Source organism: Sediminibacterium sp. FW305-C-49, assembly GCF_058231085.1.
Map to the genome: position 1 here is coordinate 295,829 of NZ_JBIQXS010000003.1, position 18,231 is coordinate 314,059.

17 protein-coding genes are annotated in these 18,231 nt (G+C 41.6%); 4 read left to right on the forward strand and 13 right to left on the reverse strand.

Annotation, left to right across the window (positions count from 1 at the left end; genetic code table 11):
• Nucleotides 1-14 precede the first annotated feature (14 nt).
• The gene (locus ACH3Z1_RS15400) at nt 15-857 is read left to right on the forward strand and encodes an alpha/beta hydrolase (protein ID WP_490822887.1); all 843 of its coding nucleotides are present in this window, start codon (nt 15-17) and stop codon (nt 855-857) included.
• A 161-nt stretch (nt 858-1,018) separates the two neighbouring features.
• Here ACH3Z1_RS15400 and ACH3Z1_RS15405 read toward each other — a convergent pair whose 3' ends face one another.
• From ACH3Z1_RS15405 to ACH3Z1_RS15420, 4 genes are all read right to left on the reverse strand, one after another.
• On the reverse strand, nt 1,019-1,627 hold the full coding sequence (locus ACH3Z1_RS15405; protein WP_490822888.1) for a c-type cytochrome: 609 nt from the start codon (nt 1,625-1,627) through the stop codon (nt 1,019-1,021).
• Nucleotides 1,628-1,658: 31 nt separating this feature from the next.
• A complete protein-coding gene (locus ACH3Z1_RS15410; RefSeq protein ID WP_490822889.1) occupies nt 1,659-3,002 on the reverse strand; it encodes an outer membrane beta-barrel protein in 1,344 nt (447 codons plus the stop codon).
• Entirely contained in the window at nt 2,995-3,552 is a 558-nt protein-coding gene (locus tag ACH3Z1_RS15415; protein ID WP_490822891.1) for an RNA polymerase sigma factor, read from the reverse strand. Before ACH3Z1_RS15415 ends, ACH3Z1_RS15410 begins: the two co-directional genes overlap by 8 nt.
• Before the next feature lie 232 nt (nt 3,553-3,784).
• The gene (locus tag ACH3Z1_RS15420; protein WP_490822892.1) at nt 3,785-4,477 is read right to left on the reverse strand and encodes a toxin-antitoxin system YwqK family antitoxin; all 693 of its coding nucleotides are present in this window, start codon (nt 4,475-4,477) and stop codon (nt 3,785-3,787) included.
• Nucleotides 4,478-4,523: 46 nt separating this feature from the next.
• Between ACH3Z1_RS15420 and ACH3Z1_RS15425 the strand changes: the two genes are divergently transcribed.
• Nucleotides 4,524-7,010 (forward strand): WD40/YVTN/BNR-like repeat-containing protein, encoded by a 2,487-nt coding sequence (locus ACH3Z1_RS15425; RefSeq protein WP_490822893.1) that lies wholly within the window; start codon nt 4,524-4,526, stop codon nt 7,008-7,010.
• Between the two features lie 244 nt (nt 7,011-7,254).
• On the opposite strand, the gene ACH3Z1_RS15430 is transcribed toward ACH3Z1_RS15425, so the two are convergent.
• The 5 genes from ACH3Z1_RS15430 to ACH3Z1_RS15450 all read right to left on the reverse strand — a co-directional run bounded on the left by ACH3Z1_RS15430 (nt 7,255) and on the right by ACH3Z1_RS15450 (nt 10,239).
• Complete coding sequence (locus ACH3Z1_RS15430) at nt 7,255-8,040, reverse strand: class I SAM-dependent methyltransferase (RefSeq protein ID WP_490822894.1); 786 nt, start codon at nt 8,038-8,040, stop codon at nt 7,255-7,257.
• Between the two features lie 156 nt (nt 8,041-8,196).
• The gene (locus ACH3Z1_RS15435) at nt 8,197-8,691 is read right to left on the reverse strand and encodes a GNAT family N-acetyltransferase (protein ID WP_490822896.1); all 495 of its coding nucleotides are present in this window, start codon (nt 8,689-8,691) and stop codon (nt 8,197-8,199) included.
• Nucleotides 8,692-8,735: 44 nt separating this feature from the next.
• The gene (locus ACH3Z1_RS15440; RefSeq protein WP_490822897.1) at nt 8,736-9,161 is read right to left on the reverse strand and encodes an EthD family reductase; all 426 of its coding nucleotides are present in this window, start codon (nt 9,159-9,161) and stop codon (nt 8,736-8,738) included.
• Nucleotides 9,162-9,203: 42 nt separating this feature from the next.
• Nucleotides 9,204-9,581 carry a Dabb family protein gene (locus ACH3Z1_RS15445; RefSeq protein ID WP_490822899.1) on the reverse strand — a complete coding sequence of 126 codons (378 nt, stop codon included), beginning with the start codon at nt 9,579-9,581 and terminating at the stop codon, nt 9,204-9,206.
• A 52-nt stretch (nt 9,582-9,633) separates the two neighbouring features.
• A complete protein-coding gene (locus tag ACH3Z1_RS15450; RefSeq protein ID WP_490822900.1) occupies nt 9,634-10,239 on the reverse strand; it encodes a hypothetical protein in 606 nt (201 codons plus the stop codon).
• 409 nt (nt 10,240-10,648) lie between these two features.
• Here ACH3Z1_RS15450 and ACH3Z1_RS15455 point away from each other — a divergent pair, with 409 nt between their 5' ends.
• Nucleotides 10,649-11,284 (forward strand): hypothetical protein, encoded by a 636-nt coding sequence (locus ACH3Z1_RS15455; protein WP_490822901.1) that lies wholly within the window; start codon nt 10,649-10,651, stop codon nt 11,282-11,284.
• A 213-nt stretch (nt 11,285-11,497) separates the two neighbouring features.
• Here the strand turns inward: ACH3Z1_RS15455 and ACH3Z1_RS15460 are convergent, their stop codons facing one another.
• From ACH3Z1_RS15460 to ACH3Z1_RS15475, 4 genes are all read right to left on the reverse strand, one after another.
• Nucleotides 11,498-11,845 carry a hypothetical protein gene (locus tag ACH3Z1_RS15460; protein ID WP_490822903.1) on the reverse strand — a complete coding sequence of 116 codons (348 nt, stop codon included), beginning with the start codon at nt 11,843-11,845 and terminating at the stop codon, nt 11,498-11,500.
• Between the two features lie 56 nt (nt 11,846-11,901).
• Nucleotides 11,902-13,005, reverse strand: coding sequence for a serine hydrolase domain-containing protein (locus tag ACH3Z1_RS15465; protein WP_490822904.1), 1,104 nt, complete (start codon nt 13,003-13,005; stop codon nt 11,902-11,904).
• Nucleotides 13,006-13,131: 126 nt separating this feature from the next.
• Nucleotides 13,132-13,701: a Crp/Fnr family transcriptional regulator gene (locus ACH3Z1_RS15470; RefSeq protein ID WP_490822905.1), complete on the reverse strand. Its 570-nt coding sequence runs from the start codon at nt 13,699-13,701 to the stop codon at nt 13,132-13,134.
• Between the two features lie 154 nt (nt 13,702-13,855).
• Entirely contained in the window at nt 13,856-14,335 is a 480-nt protein-coding gene (locus ACH3Z1_RS15475) for a hypothetical protein (protein ID WP_490822907.1), read from the reverse strand.
• Between the two features lie 546 nt (nt 14,336-14,881).
• On the opposite strand from ACH3Z1_RS15475, the gene ACH3Z1_RS15480 reads away from it, so the two are divergent.
• A complete protein-coding gene (locus tag ACH3Z1_RS15480) occupies nt 14,882-18,181 on the forward strand; it encodes a T9SS type B sorting domain-containing protein (RefSeq protein ID WP_490822908.1) in 3,300 nt (1,099 codons plus the stop codon).
• The last annotated feature ends 50 nt before the right edge of the window (nt 18,182-18,231 follow it).

Here is an 18,231-nt window from a genome sequence, read left to right on the forward strand (position 1 = left end):
TTATTATTGTTACCATGAAAAAGCAATCCATCTTTCAGTTATTATTGACTACCCTGTTTTTCCTGGCTACGGCTGTTGTTTCGCTAGCAGCTTCTGTTGATACAGTAGATGTGCATAGTAAGAGCATGCAAAAAAATATCAAAGCTGTAGTCATTACTCCCCAGGGATATGATGCAAAAGCAGGTAAAAAATACCCGGTTGTGTATCTCCTGCATGGACATAGTGGAAATTATCGTTCATGGGTAAAAGATGTTCCTTCCATCAAAAAATCTGCAGATGAACTGGGACTGATTGTTGTTTGTCCGGATGGTGGCTTTAACAGTTGGTACATCAACAGTCCGGTAGATTCTTTGGTGAAATATGATACTTACATAACGCAGGAACTGGTACCATACATCGATGCGAATTATGCAACCATTACCGATAAAAAAGCAAGAGCTATTTCAGGTTATAGTATGGGTGGTCATGGAGCACTTTATCTCGGTATCAGGCATCCCGATCTGTTTGCCAATATCGGAAGTATTTGCGGAGGTGTTGATCTGCGACCATTTCCCAATAACTGGCAATTGAAAAATATACTGGGCGATATACAATTAAGTCCGGCCAACTGGGATGCTTATTCAGTCATCAATATGGTAGATGTATTGAGTAAAGGGCAACTGAACCTTATGATTGATTGCGGTGTAGATGATTTTTTTCTGGCAGTAAACCGTAAACTGCATGAAAAACTGGTGGCCATGAAAATACCACATGAATATATTGAGAGGGAAGGAGGACATAACCGAAACTACTGGGCCAATAGTGTGGATTATCATTTCTTCTACTTCAAAAGAATGTTTACCCAGGCGGGATATTAAAATCTCTGCGTAAACTTCGTGTCCTCGTTCTCTGCGGTTAATATTCGAGTAAGTTCACCGCAGAGAACGAGAGGACACGAAGTTTACGAAGGAGATAAAAAAAGCAACCCCTTGCCAAGGTTGCTTTAAACTGCATGAATGTTCTACAGTGAGCCCCGTTATCAGTCACTATATTTACCACCTGCAGCAACCCAGTTCGTAATTTTTTGTTTATCGCCGGCAGTGAGCTGACCTCCTTGTGGCATAAAGGAAGGATTGCCATCTACGGCCCTTGCTTTAATACGTGCGGCTGCATTTACAATATTACAATCAGTACCAAAATTTTGTCCGCCCTGTGCTCCTGCGCCTGTATGACAACTTGCACAATTGGCTATAATGATCGCTTTTACATCAGCAAATAATGGACCGCTTGGATTGTTTGCAACGGTTACACTGGCCGATTTTGTGCAACCCTCACCATCTTTGGCAATAACAGTATGGTCACCTGCACTTATATTACTAAAAGTGCCCGAGCTCTGAAAGGCACCTCCGTCAATATTATAAGTGAATCCGGTACTGCCAGCTGCTGAAGCGGTAACAGTACCTCCGGTACAACCTGCTGCATTGGTAGCACTGGCTGTAACAGTAATATTTTTTGTTGCACAGGGATTACCTGGTGTTGGATTGGGTGCGGGCGAGGGAGAGTCTCCTCCCTTGCTACAGGCCACAATAACCATACCTGCTAAGGCTATAGACAGCATTACAACTGCTGATTTGCGTATCTGCTTCATAGATTGATTTTAGAGTTTACAGAGATATACGCTATTTCTTTTTGGATGGTTGCTTTAACTGCAATGAAAAATTTAAACCAAAACTGCTGAGCCTGATACTGCCATATCCTACACCCCCCAATGGCAATGCTGCATAAGGTTCTACCAGTAAGCTGGTTCCGGAGCCAATCGCTTTGCTCCATCCACCCGATAACCTGAGAATGGAAAGTAAATGGGTATTCCCATCGGGATAGTTGTTATTGCGTGTAACTGGTTGTCCGTTCCAGTAATAGGAATAATTATAGTTTTCTCTGGTCATAAAATAGGAAGATATACCGGCACTTAAAAAGAAGTTTCGTTGCCGATTGTTGCCATTAAACTGGTATCGTGCCAGCAAAGGAACTTCCCACATATTACAATATCCATCCACCATACTGAGTTTATAATTTGCTAACCAGCTTCCTTTCGGGGCTGTAAAATCTTCTCCTGCAACTGTATAGTTTTTCTTTGTAAACAATACACCTGTGTGTATCGACCAATGCTCATTGAAATGGTAACCTCCCAGTATGCCAATATTAATACCTGCTTTGTCGCTGTATTTGTATTTAACCGTACTGGCATCCATACCCGCAACAAATGCAAGGCTGAATTTGCTGTTCGTTGTTTTTCCTGTCTTGGTCTTGTCGCTGTCGGTTTGCAAAGAATCGGTTATTACAGGTTGATGATGGGTAGCGGTATCTGTTTTTTCAATGATACTGTTAACAGTGTTGCTGCTGCCTGAATCAACCGTTGGCTGAATGGTATATGCGGGTATGCTGTTTGTTGTATTGTTTTTTGTAACGGGATCGGTTATTTTCTGTTCCTGTTCAGCGGTGGCAGCCAGGTCTTGTTGATTGGGTTGTTTAGTAACCTGTTGTTGGGTATTGCTGGTTACTTGCAGGGGCTGTTTGCGGGGTGATACAGCTACTGTTACCGGCTGAATACCGCTGCCTGTTTTAGAATGGCTGTTAACAGTTGGCTGAGCTTCCCCGTTTTGGATATGGTTGCCATTGGTGATAGTTTCCGGTGAATGCAAAGATTTTTCTGTTGTGGTTGATGGGGTCAGCGTTTCGGTTGTATTAGCAGCCGGGGCAGGAGCAACTGCACTAATGATAGATGAAGATGTGGCAGGTGGAACAGTATCAGGCCATACAAAATAAGCCAACCCTGCTCCAATCATGGTCAGGGGAAATAGCCACCAGAAAATGACACGCCGTTTTCTTTTTTCCTTCACCGGCATTACTTGATCCAAAGCTGCTTCCATTTTCTCCCAGGAAGCATTGCCCGGTGGCGTATATCCACTGGCGGCCTCGCGGCTCAGTTGTTCGAGCCTGTTATCGTTACCTGGATTAGACATATGTTTTTATTCCGCTTCGTTCTGCAATAATTTTTCTCAGGTTGTTTTTGGCTTTTGATAAATTCGATTTCGACGCACCCACACTGATCTGTAAGGCTTTTGAAATTTCATCATGACTTAATCCCTCAATGACAAACAGGTTGAATACTGTTCTGTACACCGGTGTCAATTGCCTGATGGCTTCTATAATTTCATCATAGGCCATTTTATCGAGCCCCGATTCCTGCTGATCTGCATAACCATCATGATCAGACTGGTTGTCCATACTAATGATCTTCAACTGTACTTTTCTCAACTGATCAATACAGGTATTCACAATAATCCGTTTGAACCATCCTTTTAAAAGGGCTTCTGTATCGCCCTCACGGTTCAGTTCAAAACGGCTGATGTTTTTAAAAAGTTTGATGAATGCCTCATGTACCATTTCCTCCGCTTCTTCCTGCTGATGAATATAGCGGTAACTGATTTTCAGGGCATAGTCGTACAATAACTGGTACAGCATACGCTGACAGTTACGGTCGTTATTACTACAACCGTTAATCAGGGTCACTATTTGATCGGTCTCACGGGGCAAAATGCAGCAGTATGTTAATGAAATCCTCTCTGTTAATCTACAATTATTAGGTAGTATACGCAAGATATTGTTGAAGGGTTGCCTGGCAGGGGAAAAAAGCTTTTAGCTTCTAGCTGCTAGCTTCAAGCCGCTAGGGGGAGGTCTTAACCATATATTTGTCTAAAAGCTAGAGGCTAGCAGCTAGAAGCTAAAAGCTAAAAGCCCAAGGTCATCCTCCTGTTCTCCCATCCCTCACCCTGGTCTTTTTCTTGCCTGAGTTCTTTTTCTCGAAGTCCATCACCTCTTTGGGCTTATTCTTTACCGATGCACTATCCTTTTTCACCGATGCGCTGTCCGCTTTTTTGGCCATTTTTTCGGGATTACCCGGTTCTTTTCCTGGTTCCACAAACTGATCGAGAAACCAGTTTTCAGTGCGGATAATCTGGCCGGTAACCGGGTCATAAAAACGCCAGCGACCATGTTTGAGGGCATTGCCACTCACTTTAACAATCACCTGTTCTACTTTGGTGGGGTCATTCACATCCTGTACATCTACGGTGTCAAATTGTTTGGCAGGATTCATCGCGCGCCAGCCTTCTTCCCGCTCTAAGCCTGTCATAGTAAAGTATCTGCTGGTTCCGTCTCTCAAACCCCAACGGTAATTTTCAACAGCAATCATATCGCCCATCAGGTTAAACCGGCGCCAGGTACCTTCTTTTTTTCCATTCACAAAACTGCCTTCTTCCTCATAACCACGTTCACCCCTGATAGGGGGAACATCCACTTTCCAGCGACCCTGTTTCAAACCATTTTTGTCGGTGCAATTGATGGTATCGCGCTTCGAAGTGAGCTTAAAACTCACACACTGGGCACCAGATGCCAGCGAAAAGAAAATGAACAATGGTATTGCTATCAAACGCATAATCGTTTAAATTGGCCATCCCAAATTACCAACTATTTACTTTAGTATGAGAAAATTAACAACTGCTTGCTTCCTGCTATGGTCCGTTATTGGCGTGGCACAGGTGAAGCCAACATCTGCCGATGTTCGTATGAAAGGCATTCAGCAACGAAAACTGCTGCAACAACAGTCGCCGGCCAACAGTACCAGCTTCCGTAATATCGGTCCAACCGTCATGAGCGGACGTGTGGTAGACATGGAAGTAAACCCCGATGACCCGACAGAATTTTATGTGGCTTATGCATCAGGTGGTCTATGGCATACCACCAATAATGGCCAGAGTTTTAATCCCATCTTCGATTCAGAAGATGTAATGACCATTGGCGATATAGCGATCGACTGGAAAACAAGAATCCTCTGGTTAGGCACCGGTGAAGTAAACAGCAGCCGTTCGAGCTATGCCGGTATCGGTGTATTCAAAACCAGCAATAATGGTAAAAGCTGGGAATACCTGGGTTTACCCGAGAGCCATCATATTGGTGAAATTAAACTGCACCCATCTGATCCCAATACTGCCTGGGTAGCTGTTTTAGGTCATCTCTATTCTGCTAACAAGGAGAGAGGTGTATACAAAACAACTGATGGCGGTAAAACATGGAAACTCACATTGGCCATTGATGCCAATACCGGTGCTGCCGATATCGATATCAATCCTAAAAATCCCAATGAATTATATGCAGCCATGTGGTACCGTACCCGTTCTGCTTCCAACTTTGAAGAGGGTGGTAAAACAAGCGGTATCTATAAAAGCACCGATGCTGGCGAAAACTGGCAACTGATGTCAAAAGAAGGATCGGGTTTCCCGGCTGGTGATGGTGTGGGCAGAATTGGTCTGGCCATCTACCCATCCAATCCCAATACCATTTTTGCCGTAGTGGATAATAATTTCCGTCAGCCAGCCAATGCACGCCAGGCTGCAGCCGATACCAGCCGTTATGCGCTGGCCGACTTTAAAGACCTGAGCAAAGAACAGTTTCTTGCATTGAACGATGCTAAACTGAATGCCTTTGTTCGTTCACCCAGAAATGGTATTCCCGCAAAATATACTGCTGCATCACTCAAAGAAGCTGTAAGCAATGGCACATTGGCACCCACAGCTATCTGGGACTTTTTATACGACGCCAACACCGCTTTATTTGAAACACCAATCTATGGAGCACAATTATACCGCAGTGATGATGGTGGTGCTACCTGGAAAATGACCCATAAAGATGGTATACCCAATCTGTACAGCAGTTACGGATACTATTTTGGTAAAGTATGGGTGAGTCCAACCGATGATAAGAAGATCGTACTAACCGGTGTAGGCTTATTGTTGAGCACCGATGGTGGTTCAACTTTCAAACAGATTGGTAAGGAGAATGTACACTCCGATCACCACTATGTATGGATCAACCCTAAACGCGACAGCCACATGATCAATGGTAATGATGGTGGTTGTAATATTACTTACGATAATGGCGACCATTGGTTCAAAGCCAATACGCCGGCAGTTGGTCAGTTCTACAATATTGCGGTAGATATGGCACGTCCATACAATGTATATGGAGGCTTACAGGATAACGGTACCTGGTTTGGTGCCAGCACCACACGCGAAAATTACGACTGGTACGATGGTGGACACAATCCATACACATCGATCGGTGGTGGTGATGGTATGCAGGTACAGGTTGACTGGAGAGACAACAAAACCGTGTACAGCGGTTCACAATTTGGAGCCTACAGCAGACAAACCATTGGTACAAGAGATAGAAGAGGTGTACGTCCGGCACGTGATCTGGGAGAAACGCCATTGCGTTATAACTGGCAAACACCTATTCTGTTAAGCCGTCATAACCAGGATGTATTTTATTATGGAAGTAACAAGTTCCACCGCAGCATGAACCGTGGCGATAGCCTGGTAACCATGAGTGCTGACCTTACTACCAATCCGCAACAGGGCGATGTGCCTTTTGGTACATTAACCACCATGAGTGAGAGCCCGCTGCGTTTCGGATTGATCTATGTGGGGTCTGATGATGGAAATATACAGGTATCAAAAGATGGTGGCTATAGCTGGACACTCATCAACAAAAAATTACCCAAAGGATTGTATGTAAGCCGTGTTACGGCAAGTGCTTTCAGTGAATCGCGCGTTTATGCCTCATTGAATGGTTACCGTAACGATCATTTTGAAGCTTATGTATATGTGAGTGATGATTATGGTACTACCTGGAGACAGATCATGAAAGACCTGCCTGCAGAGCCGGTGAATGTGGTAAAAGAAGATACTGAAAATGCTGATATCCTTTATGTAGGTACCGATGGTGGTTTATATGTAACCATCGATGCTGGTAATACTTCTATGATGTGGAACAAAGGCATGCCCAACAGTATTCCTGTTCATGATGTAGTGGTACACCCGAGAGATGGAGAAATTGTGGTAGGTACACATGGCCGCAGTTTATACATCGCTAAGCTTGATGAAATACGTAAGCTGGCGAAGAAAAAATAATTTTTTGATGTAGGATATAGGATGTCGGATGTCTGATATGTGGGGTTAACCTACATCAGGTATCCGACATTTCATTTTATACCTCCGTGCAACTCTGTGTTCAAACTCCGTGTAACTCTGTGGTTTAAAAACTTCTAAGTAATAAAAACCACAGAGTTACACAGAGTAAGGGGCTGAGTTGCACGGAGTTTTCTGAATAATACAGTAGCTCTTCTTGTCTATATCAGACATCAGACATCCTACATCAGATATTTCTCCTCACGATCCACAGATCCTGCCTTCCTACTTTCTCAGGATAGGTTGCTCCATCGAAATGGGCGATGAGTGTGAATTTATCTTCAAGTAATTTTTTGAATGCTTCGGGTTCATGATAGGTGGTCATCATTCTGTGTCCGGTTAACGGGTAATTAGTATTATAAATACCCTGTTGGCTTGTTTCTTGTTTTCTTATTCCAGATAGTTGTTGAATAAAATAATTGCCATGTGTGGTAAACCATACAACGCCGCCTGGTTGAAGGATGCGGTATAATTCGCTGAGCCAGTCTTGCTGGGCAGATGCGGGAATATGGGTGAGCACAGAGAAACCGATGATCAGGTTAAATTGTTCATTGTGGAAGGGTAGAGGCGCAGTATGTTTTTGTAATACGAAATCTATGCCCTCAATATGTGTATTGTTCCATGCAATAGTTCTGGCGTTGGTATCGGAGCCCGAAATAGTGGCGCCTGGACAAAGCTTTTTCAGGTGTCTGGTAATCCTGGCAGGACCGCAGCCCCAGTCTAAAATTTCTGGGGCAGCAGGTAAGTATTCATTTATACTGTCCAGTATTTCTGCTGCGGTGAGTTCACCATCTTCGATATACTTTTTGTAATTCAATTGGTAAGACTCGTATAATGTATAAGCATCCGGCACTGCTATCTCCGGATGTTGTTTCCTGAACCTTCGGTTAGTACCTGCATACTTAAGCTGCTGCCAGCGAAACAGTAGTTGGTTGAAGAGCTGAGGAAATAAAGATTTGATGGATGCAGTCATATCAGTACGGAAAGATAATACCAAATTCCTCCCGTTCTCCTTTCTCCCTGTTAATCGCTCCCGCAAAACAGGCACTCGAATACTACAGATATTTTAAACACAGAGAAAGTGATGTAGGAGCAAACCTAAAGTGCTAGACATATAAAAATGATAACATTATTGTAGGGTCGGAATGTCATACCTGTAAAATTTCACGTCTACCTGCATAACAGGAAACAGCGCTGGTAATTGTTCCTTTGCCATTTCAATAAACCCGTTTTTCTCATAAAATCTTTGAGCGGCTATAAATTGGGCAGTGGTGCCTAAAAATATTTCTTTGAACTGTCTGTTGGCGGCCCAGTGTAATAAAGTATCTAACAGGCTTTGACCAATATTGAATGATTTGCCACGATAATCTTTGTTGACAAACATTTTCCGCAATGCTGCTTGTTGGTTGCCAATATCAAGTAGGGCAATGGTACCTACCATGTTGTCATCGACAGAAGCTGTCCAGAAGTTTCCATTCTTCGATTGGTAGAAACGGGGGATATCGTTTAAATCGGGCTGGTCCTGTAAAGTAATGGGTATGCCGAATTCATTTTGTTGAATAGATATAACCAGATCGGCTACTTGCTGTTTGTTCTGATCAGTATAAGGTTGTATGACTGGCATAAGATGATGGGTAGACTCATTGCTGAGCAAAACTTCTCCATAAATTATTTTGAACGGTTAAAACCAATATACTTCACTTCACTGATTTGTATCACAGGCTGAATATTGGTATAGTTTTTAAAGTCGTTCACGATGGCATCTCTGTTTTCACCGATCGATTTATTGTAGTCAGCCACATTTTTTATATAAAAATAACCAATGGCCAGATAGGGTACTTTATCGGTGGGTGTTCTGCCGGCAATGCCTTTGTCGATTTCATAGAATTGTAAATTTTTACCTAAAAACCCGGCCACCATGGGCATGTGTTTGCGTTCATAATAATCCATGTCAAAAGTTTTGCCATCACCATTGGGGTATAGGATGGCTACTTTAAACAATTCATTGCCGGCCGATGAAGCGTGTATCAACTGGTTGGTTTTACAACCCAACAGAGTGGTGAGGGCAATGATCAACAGGAGTTTAATTTTCATGGTAATTACTTTACATGATGGTTATAATAGTTGAAGTAAGCATTATTCCTGCGCCCAGTAATCCAATACAGTTACTTTGTCTAATATATCTGGTAATAATGTGGTAAATGCTTTATGTGCCGGGTGTTCTAAATAATCATCCCGATCTTTTTCGCTGGAGAAACTCAGTAAGAAACAATGGGTAAGACCATTGTTCAGTTTTTCGGGGCTGTTATTGGTGCCCCATTCGAAGTTTTTAATGCTTTTTATCTGACCTGGTAATTTCCTGAATGCCTCCACTGCTTTGTTGATGGTGGCAGTATCGGCCTTGTCTTTCCAGCCGAATAAAACAACATGACGCAGTTCTTTTTTTACAGTTTGCGATAGCAGGGTAGTGGAGGTGAGAACAGTCAGTACAATACAAAACAGGATTTTTTTCATTGGTTATTTTTTCTTCTTTTAAATACGGAATAATATATAGCCCTAAGTGGTTTTAGTTTTCTTGGGCAATCTGTTCAATATCGAGTTCGTCAAAGTTTTTAATGCCTGATAGTTTAATGGATTGGTTAACAATAATATTCTTCCAGGTATCCTGATATACTTCTTTACCATCATTCGTTACTTTGATGACTTTTTTAACCAGTTTCTTTTTGCTTAAAAGATTAAAACTTTCTTCGTCAAAAGTTACATAATCAGATTCAAAGCTACTTTTATAACCTGCGTCGTAACCGATTAACGTGAAATCTGATGTTTGAAACCTGAACGTATATTTCCAGTATCCATACCTGCCATGCCCGTAGCTTACGCATAAATTTCCGTTCACGATATCTACAACCAGGTCTGGGGCATAATAAACACCGCCGTCTTCATTTTCGGAGGAAAAACAATCGTAGTTCTTAACAGCCAGTTCATAACGGTCATTTTTCCTGAACAGTACAATAATGCCTCTCCGGTTGCGGTCTAATTGTCCACGGAATTCGTCAGTAATGATGTTGTTTTTATTGGTTCCTTTTATAATCAGTACACAATCTTCAAGACCATCTTTATTAAGGTCACCTACGACTTTTTCAAAAACAACATATCCTTTTGGTAAAAACATAGCCGGATACAGCTTCGGTTTACTTTGCCCAAAAGCTATTGTTGTGATGCATGTCAGCAAGTATAGCAGTGCTGTTTTCATTGTTTGTTCGGTGTTTTAATCAGGTCTGTTGTTTCTACTGTTATAAACCTGTTTTGTATGAAGATATTTCAAATGATGCACTATTGCAATTTCAGGCAAGGAACTTTTAAAAGTAAAAGGAGCATGTAAATGGAATAAAATCTATTTCAATTCTGTCATTTTGCAGCCGCTTATGGAGGCAGCAGCCACAGTTGTTTCAGGATTCATGCCATCTGTCCTTTTTTCCAGTGAGCGCTTATAGTGAGACATTATTTTGCTGCTGATACTGTGTTTTATCTGCCGGAACATGCAGTTATGCAGTCACCTTAAACAAAACAAATCAATACCCATGTTCGATCTTTTGAACAAGCTGAAGCAGCAAATATTTTTACAGGTATTTACGGTTTACCTGCGTTACCTGATTGGTGCAGCTTTTATCATCGCGGCATTCGGTATGGGCAAGATGAATGGGGGTTCTAATCTCCTCCGGTCAATGGATAGTCCCATTGATCAATTACAACCTATACAGCAATTTTTCAGGGTAATGGCCGACTCTGGTCTGTATTGGCAATTTATTGGCTGGAGCCAGATTATTGCCGGCGCCTGCTTACTCACCCAAAGACTGGCACGTCTGGGTGCTTTAATTTTCTTTGGACTGATACTGAATATATTCATCATCACCCTTTCCTACCAGTTTAGCGGTACCCCTGTTATTACCGGGCTCATGCTGCTGGCCATTCTTTTTTTATTGATCTGGGATCTGCCTGCCTTTATGCCCATCATCAAAAATTCTTGTAACTATACACAAGTGGCGCTGAAATTAGCTGACCACCCATTCTGGATGATACTCGGATGGATTATGCTGGCTTCTATTATCATACTGGCATTTGTAAAGCAGCATGTACCATTTCAATTGGGGGTTGTATTTGCAGAAGGGCTGGCTGGATTTATTTTGTATATGGGTTGGATAAGAAAGAAAGGATAAAGTAACCTATTGATTAGTATAACCATAGATAAAGAAAAGTGCTGTAACTTTTCAAAATTTACTGTGTATATGCTGTTGAGTACTACTACGTTCATATTATTGGGTGTTTTCATCACGCAAAACTAGAACCTGCATACGAGCTTTAAGGGTGGCAGGGGTGGTGCCACCCCTGCTAACAGGTTGTAAATGAAAGAGTACTAATCAAAAAATAATTTATAGCCCGATTGTATGTTTCCAAAACAAAAGGGTTGCTAAAACCATCAGGGAAATCAATGTGCCAAAAGGTAAATACCACAGGGTACATATGCTTATGGTTAGACCAAGGGGATAAGTCCATACTTTGTTTGTTGATAAAGCATATACCCAAATAAGCCAGGCCAGTCCATATAAAATAAAAAGCCAGCCAAGTTTACATACATTAAGATTCATTTTGTAAAAGATGTCGGCCCAGGGTCCCGGTTTTGCGGGTCCGATGTATTTTCCTTTTACTGTTACAACAATACCGTCCAGTAGCATATAGCCACCGTTTAGAAGAGCGAGTAGGGTAATGATTGTTTTCATGGCAATGTATATTTCTACGTTTACCTAAGGCTTCAGAGGGGCATGTTTGGGTACTCTCAATAGCCGTAATTTTCTTTCAGCTTCCGCATCAGTATTCTTACGCCTTGCTGTGTATCGGGGTTATACGCATTGGTAAAAATAAGGTAAGCAGTATTTTTCTGTCGGTCTATATGCACAAGCGTGAAATAGGTAAAGGCACCGGTACCTGCATGTACGGAAAGATGTTTGCCATTTTCAAAAATATTAAACCAGCCTAATGCATAATTGGCTGTTCCGTTGTGAATGAAGTTATAGGTTGTTGCTTTCAGGTAATTGTTCTCACCTTTCAGCCCCTTTAAATTAAGTTGTATGAATTTGATGTAGTCTGTCAGTCGAATATTCAGGTCGCCGGCTGGTTCGGTATAATCGAGGTGATAATCAACAGTAGAGGGAACAGGTTTGAGTATGCCATTTGCTGTGCTATGTCCCCAGGTATCTTTTTGTTGCTGGTTTTCGGGCCATGATAATTTCACCTGTAAATGCAGGTCTTGGTTAAAGACCTTATCTATCAACTGTTCCCAGCTTTTGCCGGTAACTTTTTCAACCATTAATGTGGCGAGCGTATAACCTGCATTGGAGTAGATAAAGGGATTTTGCTGATCGGGTTTCACCGGCTCCAGTGTTAATACAAATTGACCAAACTGTGTTCTTTTTTGTTGTTTCGTTCCCTTAAAGTCGGGTATTACAGGATCGTCTTCTCCCTGAAAGGGTTGAATGCCTGCTTTGTGTGTAAGCAGGTCCTGTAAAGTCATATTCCAATAGGCCGTTTGGCTTTTGTTTTTCCACGCAGGAAATAGCGTAAAGAATTTTGTGGTCCATTGTAAGCTTCCCTGTTCTACATACCTGGCAATCATAAAGGCAGTCATGGCTTTGGTATTGGAACCAATATGGTACCTGTCCTTCAAAGTGGCGGTGTCGGGCAGGTCGATGGAATGTTTTCCCAAAGCGGCTATTTCGAGCGTAGTGTTGCTATTGATAACAGCGTAACTGATTGCAGGAATGTGGTATACTTTCCGGATGGAGTCGGCAAAGCCTGTTGTTTTTTGTGCATACATACCGATGGTCTGCATAAGCAGGCAGGCGATGGTGAGCAACCTGATCATAAAGTATCTTCTTTTCATGTACACGGAAAAAATAGGCCGACAGTGCTTACGCTATACGGGTGTTAGAGAAAGCCCGAAACAGTTGGCAGCCGGCATGATGGGTGTAAATGTATTTCAGTGCAAGACCGGATGATTTGACTTAGGTCAAATCTTTATTTTTTTTCGGATGCGGCTGAGTCTTTCCTGTGTAATACCCAGATAAGCTGCTACCTGCGATAATGGTATTTTATTGATGAGCTGTGGTTGTTTTACCAACAATTGCTGGTATCGCTCCTCTGCGGTTAAGGAAATGGCTTCAATAACCCTGTTTTCAAGAATCGATATATAGTTCGACAGGATGTTTTGGGTAATGGTATAATATTTTTTTTCGGGGCATACCTGCTGGAAATCTTTTAATTCACAAACCAGTATTTTACTATCCATTACCGCTTCAATCGCAAAATTATTGGCCAGACCTTTCCATAGTGAAGTAGGGCAGCAGTCAACATCGCCTTCAAATGTAAAGCCTAGAATATAGGCTTTGTCGTTTTTTTGAATAGAAGTTTTACAGGCGCCACTGATGATATAAAAAAAGAAAGAAGGGTGTGAGCCAAAGCGTATAATGGTTTCTCCTTTTTTAATCTCCTTCTCTTTACCTATCTTTTTAATGACCGAAAAAAAATAGGCCGACTGCTTTTGGGGTATATTACTAAACAGGAATTCCGGTGAAATCATAGCTGTTGTTTGAGAATAGGTAAGCTGATGACGAAGTAACGCAATTTGGCTTTATCTATCCACAAAATGGGTAAGCCTTGTACTATTGTAAGTTTATCCGCTCCGGTATAAGTTTTGGAAAGTTTTGGGTTTGCCTGTTAGTTGGTTGTCTTTCTTACCAGGATACCTCACTCACCACAATCTGGTCTGTACCGCTAACGGTGTTCCATTTACCATAGAAGCCGCCAAAGAGGCGTACAAAAAAATAGTAGATGCCCGTCAGTTTAAAACCCGTTTGTAAAAGCATCTGTTTGAAAATGATATCCGTTTCTTTTCTGCTTAAAGGTATATCTGCTTTAAACTGATAGAATACATCATGAAACATGGAGCTGTAATAGGTGATGGGTAATTCGGTGCGTACATCAAAACGACCATCGGGTGTACCCCAGGTAATATCAATAAAAACCCATTTGGGAGAGCAGCCATCCCATGCATAGCCGCGGTCGTGACTTCCTTTTACAATGATCCGGCCATTATCTTCGATGGTAAGCCAGTCATTGGAGAAATGTCTATTGCGAATATTGGTTTGAATAAAAGCATCTTGTTTGTGTACAAACTTGTACACTTTATCTGGAATGCTGGATGATTTGATCATCGTAGTGTATTGAATGTAAAACAATCACCACAGCAGGTTGGGGGAGCCCCTGTTTGGAGGTATGCAGGATTAAAATTAAAGAGCTTTTTCAATATCGGAAGGTTTTTATAATCCAATCCCGGGAATACATCAGCCTTATAAATAGTAAATCATCCACCTTTGGTGATAGAGGGAGATATCACGAAAACGCTGCGGAGGAAAAATGTGAGTAATTGCAGGTTTCAATTGCTCCGTCCATCCGCTGTGTATGAAAAAATCACCCGCAGTGAATATCTTAATTGACATCTGTTCTATCCAGTCATTTCTATTATTTTTCTTGACGACGGATTATCTGTCAATACCCATGTTGCTGGCTTTTTTGGTGACCATATTTACCGAGCGGACATTTATCCATGTAACATTTGGGTTGGGAACGCTAGCCTATTTTATTTCTATCATCCCGGCCAAGCCCAAACATCAGCTTGTATTTATGAACAGCATATCTACATTATACAAGAATATAATATATTTGACCAAATAGCACTGTCTGTAGTTATGAGTGGAGGCATGTCAAAAATCCTGATCCTGGTTTTCCTGATACCTAAAATTTCTGTTGGTCTTGTAAATCATCATCTAAATAAATCAGATACCAGTATCAGGTCCGTGTTTAGTAATCCGCCTTGCATAGATTCGTTGACAAGGTTCAATATTACTCATGCCGACTATAATCTCACTACTAATTTTATTACGGAAATAAGTGAGGGCAATTATTTATCTGCAGGATATACATCAACCAGAAATCCTCCTTTCCGGACCGGAGGTTTGTTAACGAAACTAACAGCCAAGGGAGACCCATTATGGACAAAGACATTTTTCAGAACCAGTAATGGTACGGTGAACTTTGTCAATACCCATGAATTACCCAATAAAGATATTATCATTGGAGGAAGCAGTTATATCAGCCGGCCCGTTAACGGAACTAATGATATGCTATTGATTAAGACGAATGCTGCCGGAGATATTGTATGGTATCGGACTTTTCAGTCTTCATTAAGGAGCGATACTACTACGGGTTCATTTGGGATAAAACAAATTTTGAGTGATCAGGACAATAATTTCTATGTACTGGGAGAACTTCGTCCTATGGGCACTTCAAGAAGCCTCATGGTTGTGAAATTCGACCAGCATGCGAATATTATATGGCAAAAAGCCATCAGCCTGAACGATCTGCCCACTATTACCGGGGCGTTTATTAAGAGGAATCAACTATGGATATTTGCACAACTCAGTACCTCGGTTTACAGCAATGTTCCTCTTATGTTACGTATGAACAAGGATAATGGGGATACCTTGTCTATGAAGTATCTGTATCCTGATTTTCCACCGCCAGCTTCTGCTTATGGGATGGCAGGATTACTTACCAATGTTACAGAATTAAGTAATGGAAATTTTTCTTTTCACGGTATTGCCGGTATTAATGGGGCTTACCTGGTAAATGGCAGAAGCACGATTGCTGTAAATTTTGAAGTAGACAGTAACTTTAATTTTATCAATGCTTATAGAATCACTTCTGGTTCTCTTAGCTCCGGTACACAAACAACAATGCGTGTAGCCACAAATGGTAGCGCCGTTATACATACAGGAATCAGGGTTACAAGCAATGATTTACGTGCATACTATGTTCATGTAGCAAATAACCAGCTAATCAGTGAAAGGTATCTTTCATTTTCAGACTATTCATTCGGATTTTCACCTCCACCCGTTTTTATGAAAGATGGGGCCAGACTTTTCTTTCAGACAGTGATTAATAGCAGTGGTAAAGGAGAATTGATGTTTTTCAAATCCCAATCATCTAACAGCGCTTCGGAATGTGCAGGAAAAGACACATCGCTGTTTAGGCTGGAACGGTTTACTTATAAACCCCTGCTGGTAAATCCCGACCCCATCGTCTATTCCGATCTTTTGCAAAGAACCTATTATACAGAATTAGCAGCAGCCGATCATATTTTTCCTTCCAAAGAAAGAGATTGTGCACAAATATCTTTTTGCGATACGCTCTCCATTAAAAGGGTTAATACCCCGGTTTGTATGTCTGCTCCTTTACAGCTTACCGTTGTGAAGAATAGTGAATGTGGGGCTGCCCCCATATGGTTTTATGATACCAGTATTGTTTCCGTACAAAAAATGAAGGATACGGTTTTTGAATTCAGCTTTAAAAAAGCATGGAAAGGTTATATCAGTGCGCAGATCCACAACAGATGTGGTATTTTACAGGATTCACTTTACCTGGATGTGGTGGCGTCTCCGCCATTGCCTGAACTGGGGCCAGACAGAACGATATGTCAGGGTAATACGGTCCAGTTAAAAGTGCCATCGGGTTATGCATCCTATGAGTGGCAGGATGGAAGTAAAGACAGTCTGTTTACAGTAAAGAATGCCGGAACCTATTTTGTAAAAGTGAAAGACTATTGCAACAATATTTTTTCTGATACCATCCGGATTTCACCCGTAGGGGTTATTCCTTTTGATGTGGGAGATGTGTTCACTACATGCGAACGTGAAGGAATAACAGTAAAAGCACCTGATGGTTTTACAGATTATGTATGGGGCTCAGACAATGGTAATCATACAGCCAGCGGACAATCTATTATCATTCATGCCGATACAGATACCAGGTACTTTATTTCAGCTCAAAAAACACCGGGCTGTTATGTATACGATACCATACAGGTAAAAGTAAACAGGTCCGATAAAATTAATTTGGGAAAGGATACAACCCTATGCGACGGCCAGCCGCTTTTACTGAATGCAGGTACAGGATTCAGTCAATACCAATGGAGTAATATGGCTGTTTCAAACAGCATCAGTGTGGTAAATGCAGGCATTTATTCTGTTCAGGCCACAGCAGCGAATGGATGTGTTAGTAAGGATACGATCAGGGTGAATTTTTCAAAAACACCCAGGTTCACTCTTGGGCAGGATACGGGTATTTGTTTACAAACCAATTACAGGCTACAGCCACAGACAGGCCCGGTATTTACCTGGCAGGATGGTAGTACCGAACCTGCATTTACGGTTAAAAGTGCAGGTGTATACTGGCTTGAAGTAAATGATAATGGTTGCAAATTCAGCGATACCATTGTGATATCGTTAAAGCCATCGCCCGTTCGCGGTTTACCAAAAGATACAGTATTGTGTGACCAGGCATCATTGCTGTTAAATCCATCTGCATTGAATGGAAACAGGGTAACCTACACATGGTCTGACGGTTTGATGGCAGGAAGCAGAACCGTAACCTCATCCGGTATTTATTCTTTGACAATGGATATGGATGGTTGTACCATGAATGATACGGCTAATGTGAGTTTTAAATTTTCACCACTGTTTAACCTCGGAAGGGATACGGTTATTTGTGAAAACAGCTCATTGCAGTTGAATGCATTTGTAGCCGGCGCCAGTTATGTGTGGAATGATTTCAATACAAACCCAGCGATTACCGTAAAAACACCCGGACTTTATTCAGTAACCGTAACCAATGAATGTGGGGTGCTTCGCGATGAAATTATGGTAAGTACAGAAGTATGTGAATGTAATGTAAAAACACCCAATGTTTTTACACCCAATGCAGATGGTATTAATGATGTATTTAAGCCCGATATAAATTGTGTACCCGCTACCTATCAATTATTGATTTTCAACAGGAATGGTGCTTTGCTGTTTGAAAGCAGGCGTACAGATGTACACTGGGATGGTACTTTTAAAGGTGCTCCGGTTCCGGTAGGGGCTTATTTTTTTCTGGTCAGGGTAAAAGGTAGTTCAGACAAAATAGCCAAAGAGAAATCCGGATCTGTTATCCTTATCAGGTGATAGTATGGTGGGGGCAAAAACTTTTTTAAATCTATTTAATATAAATTATT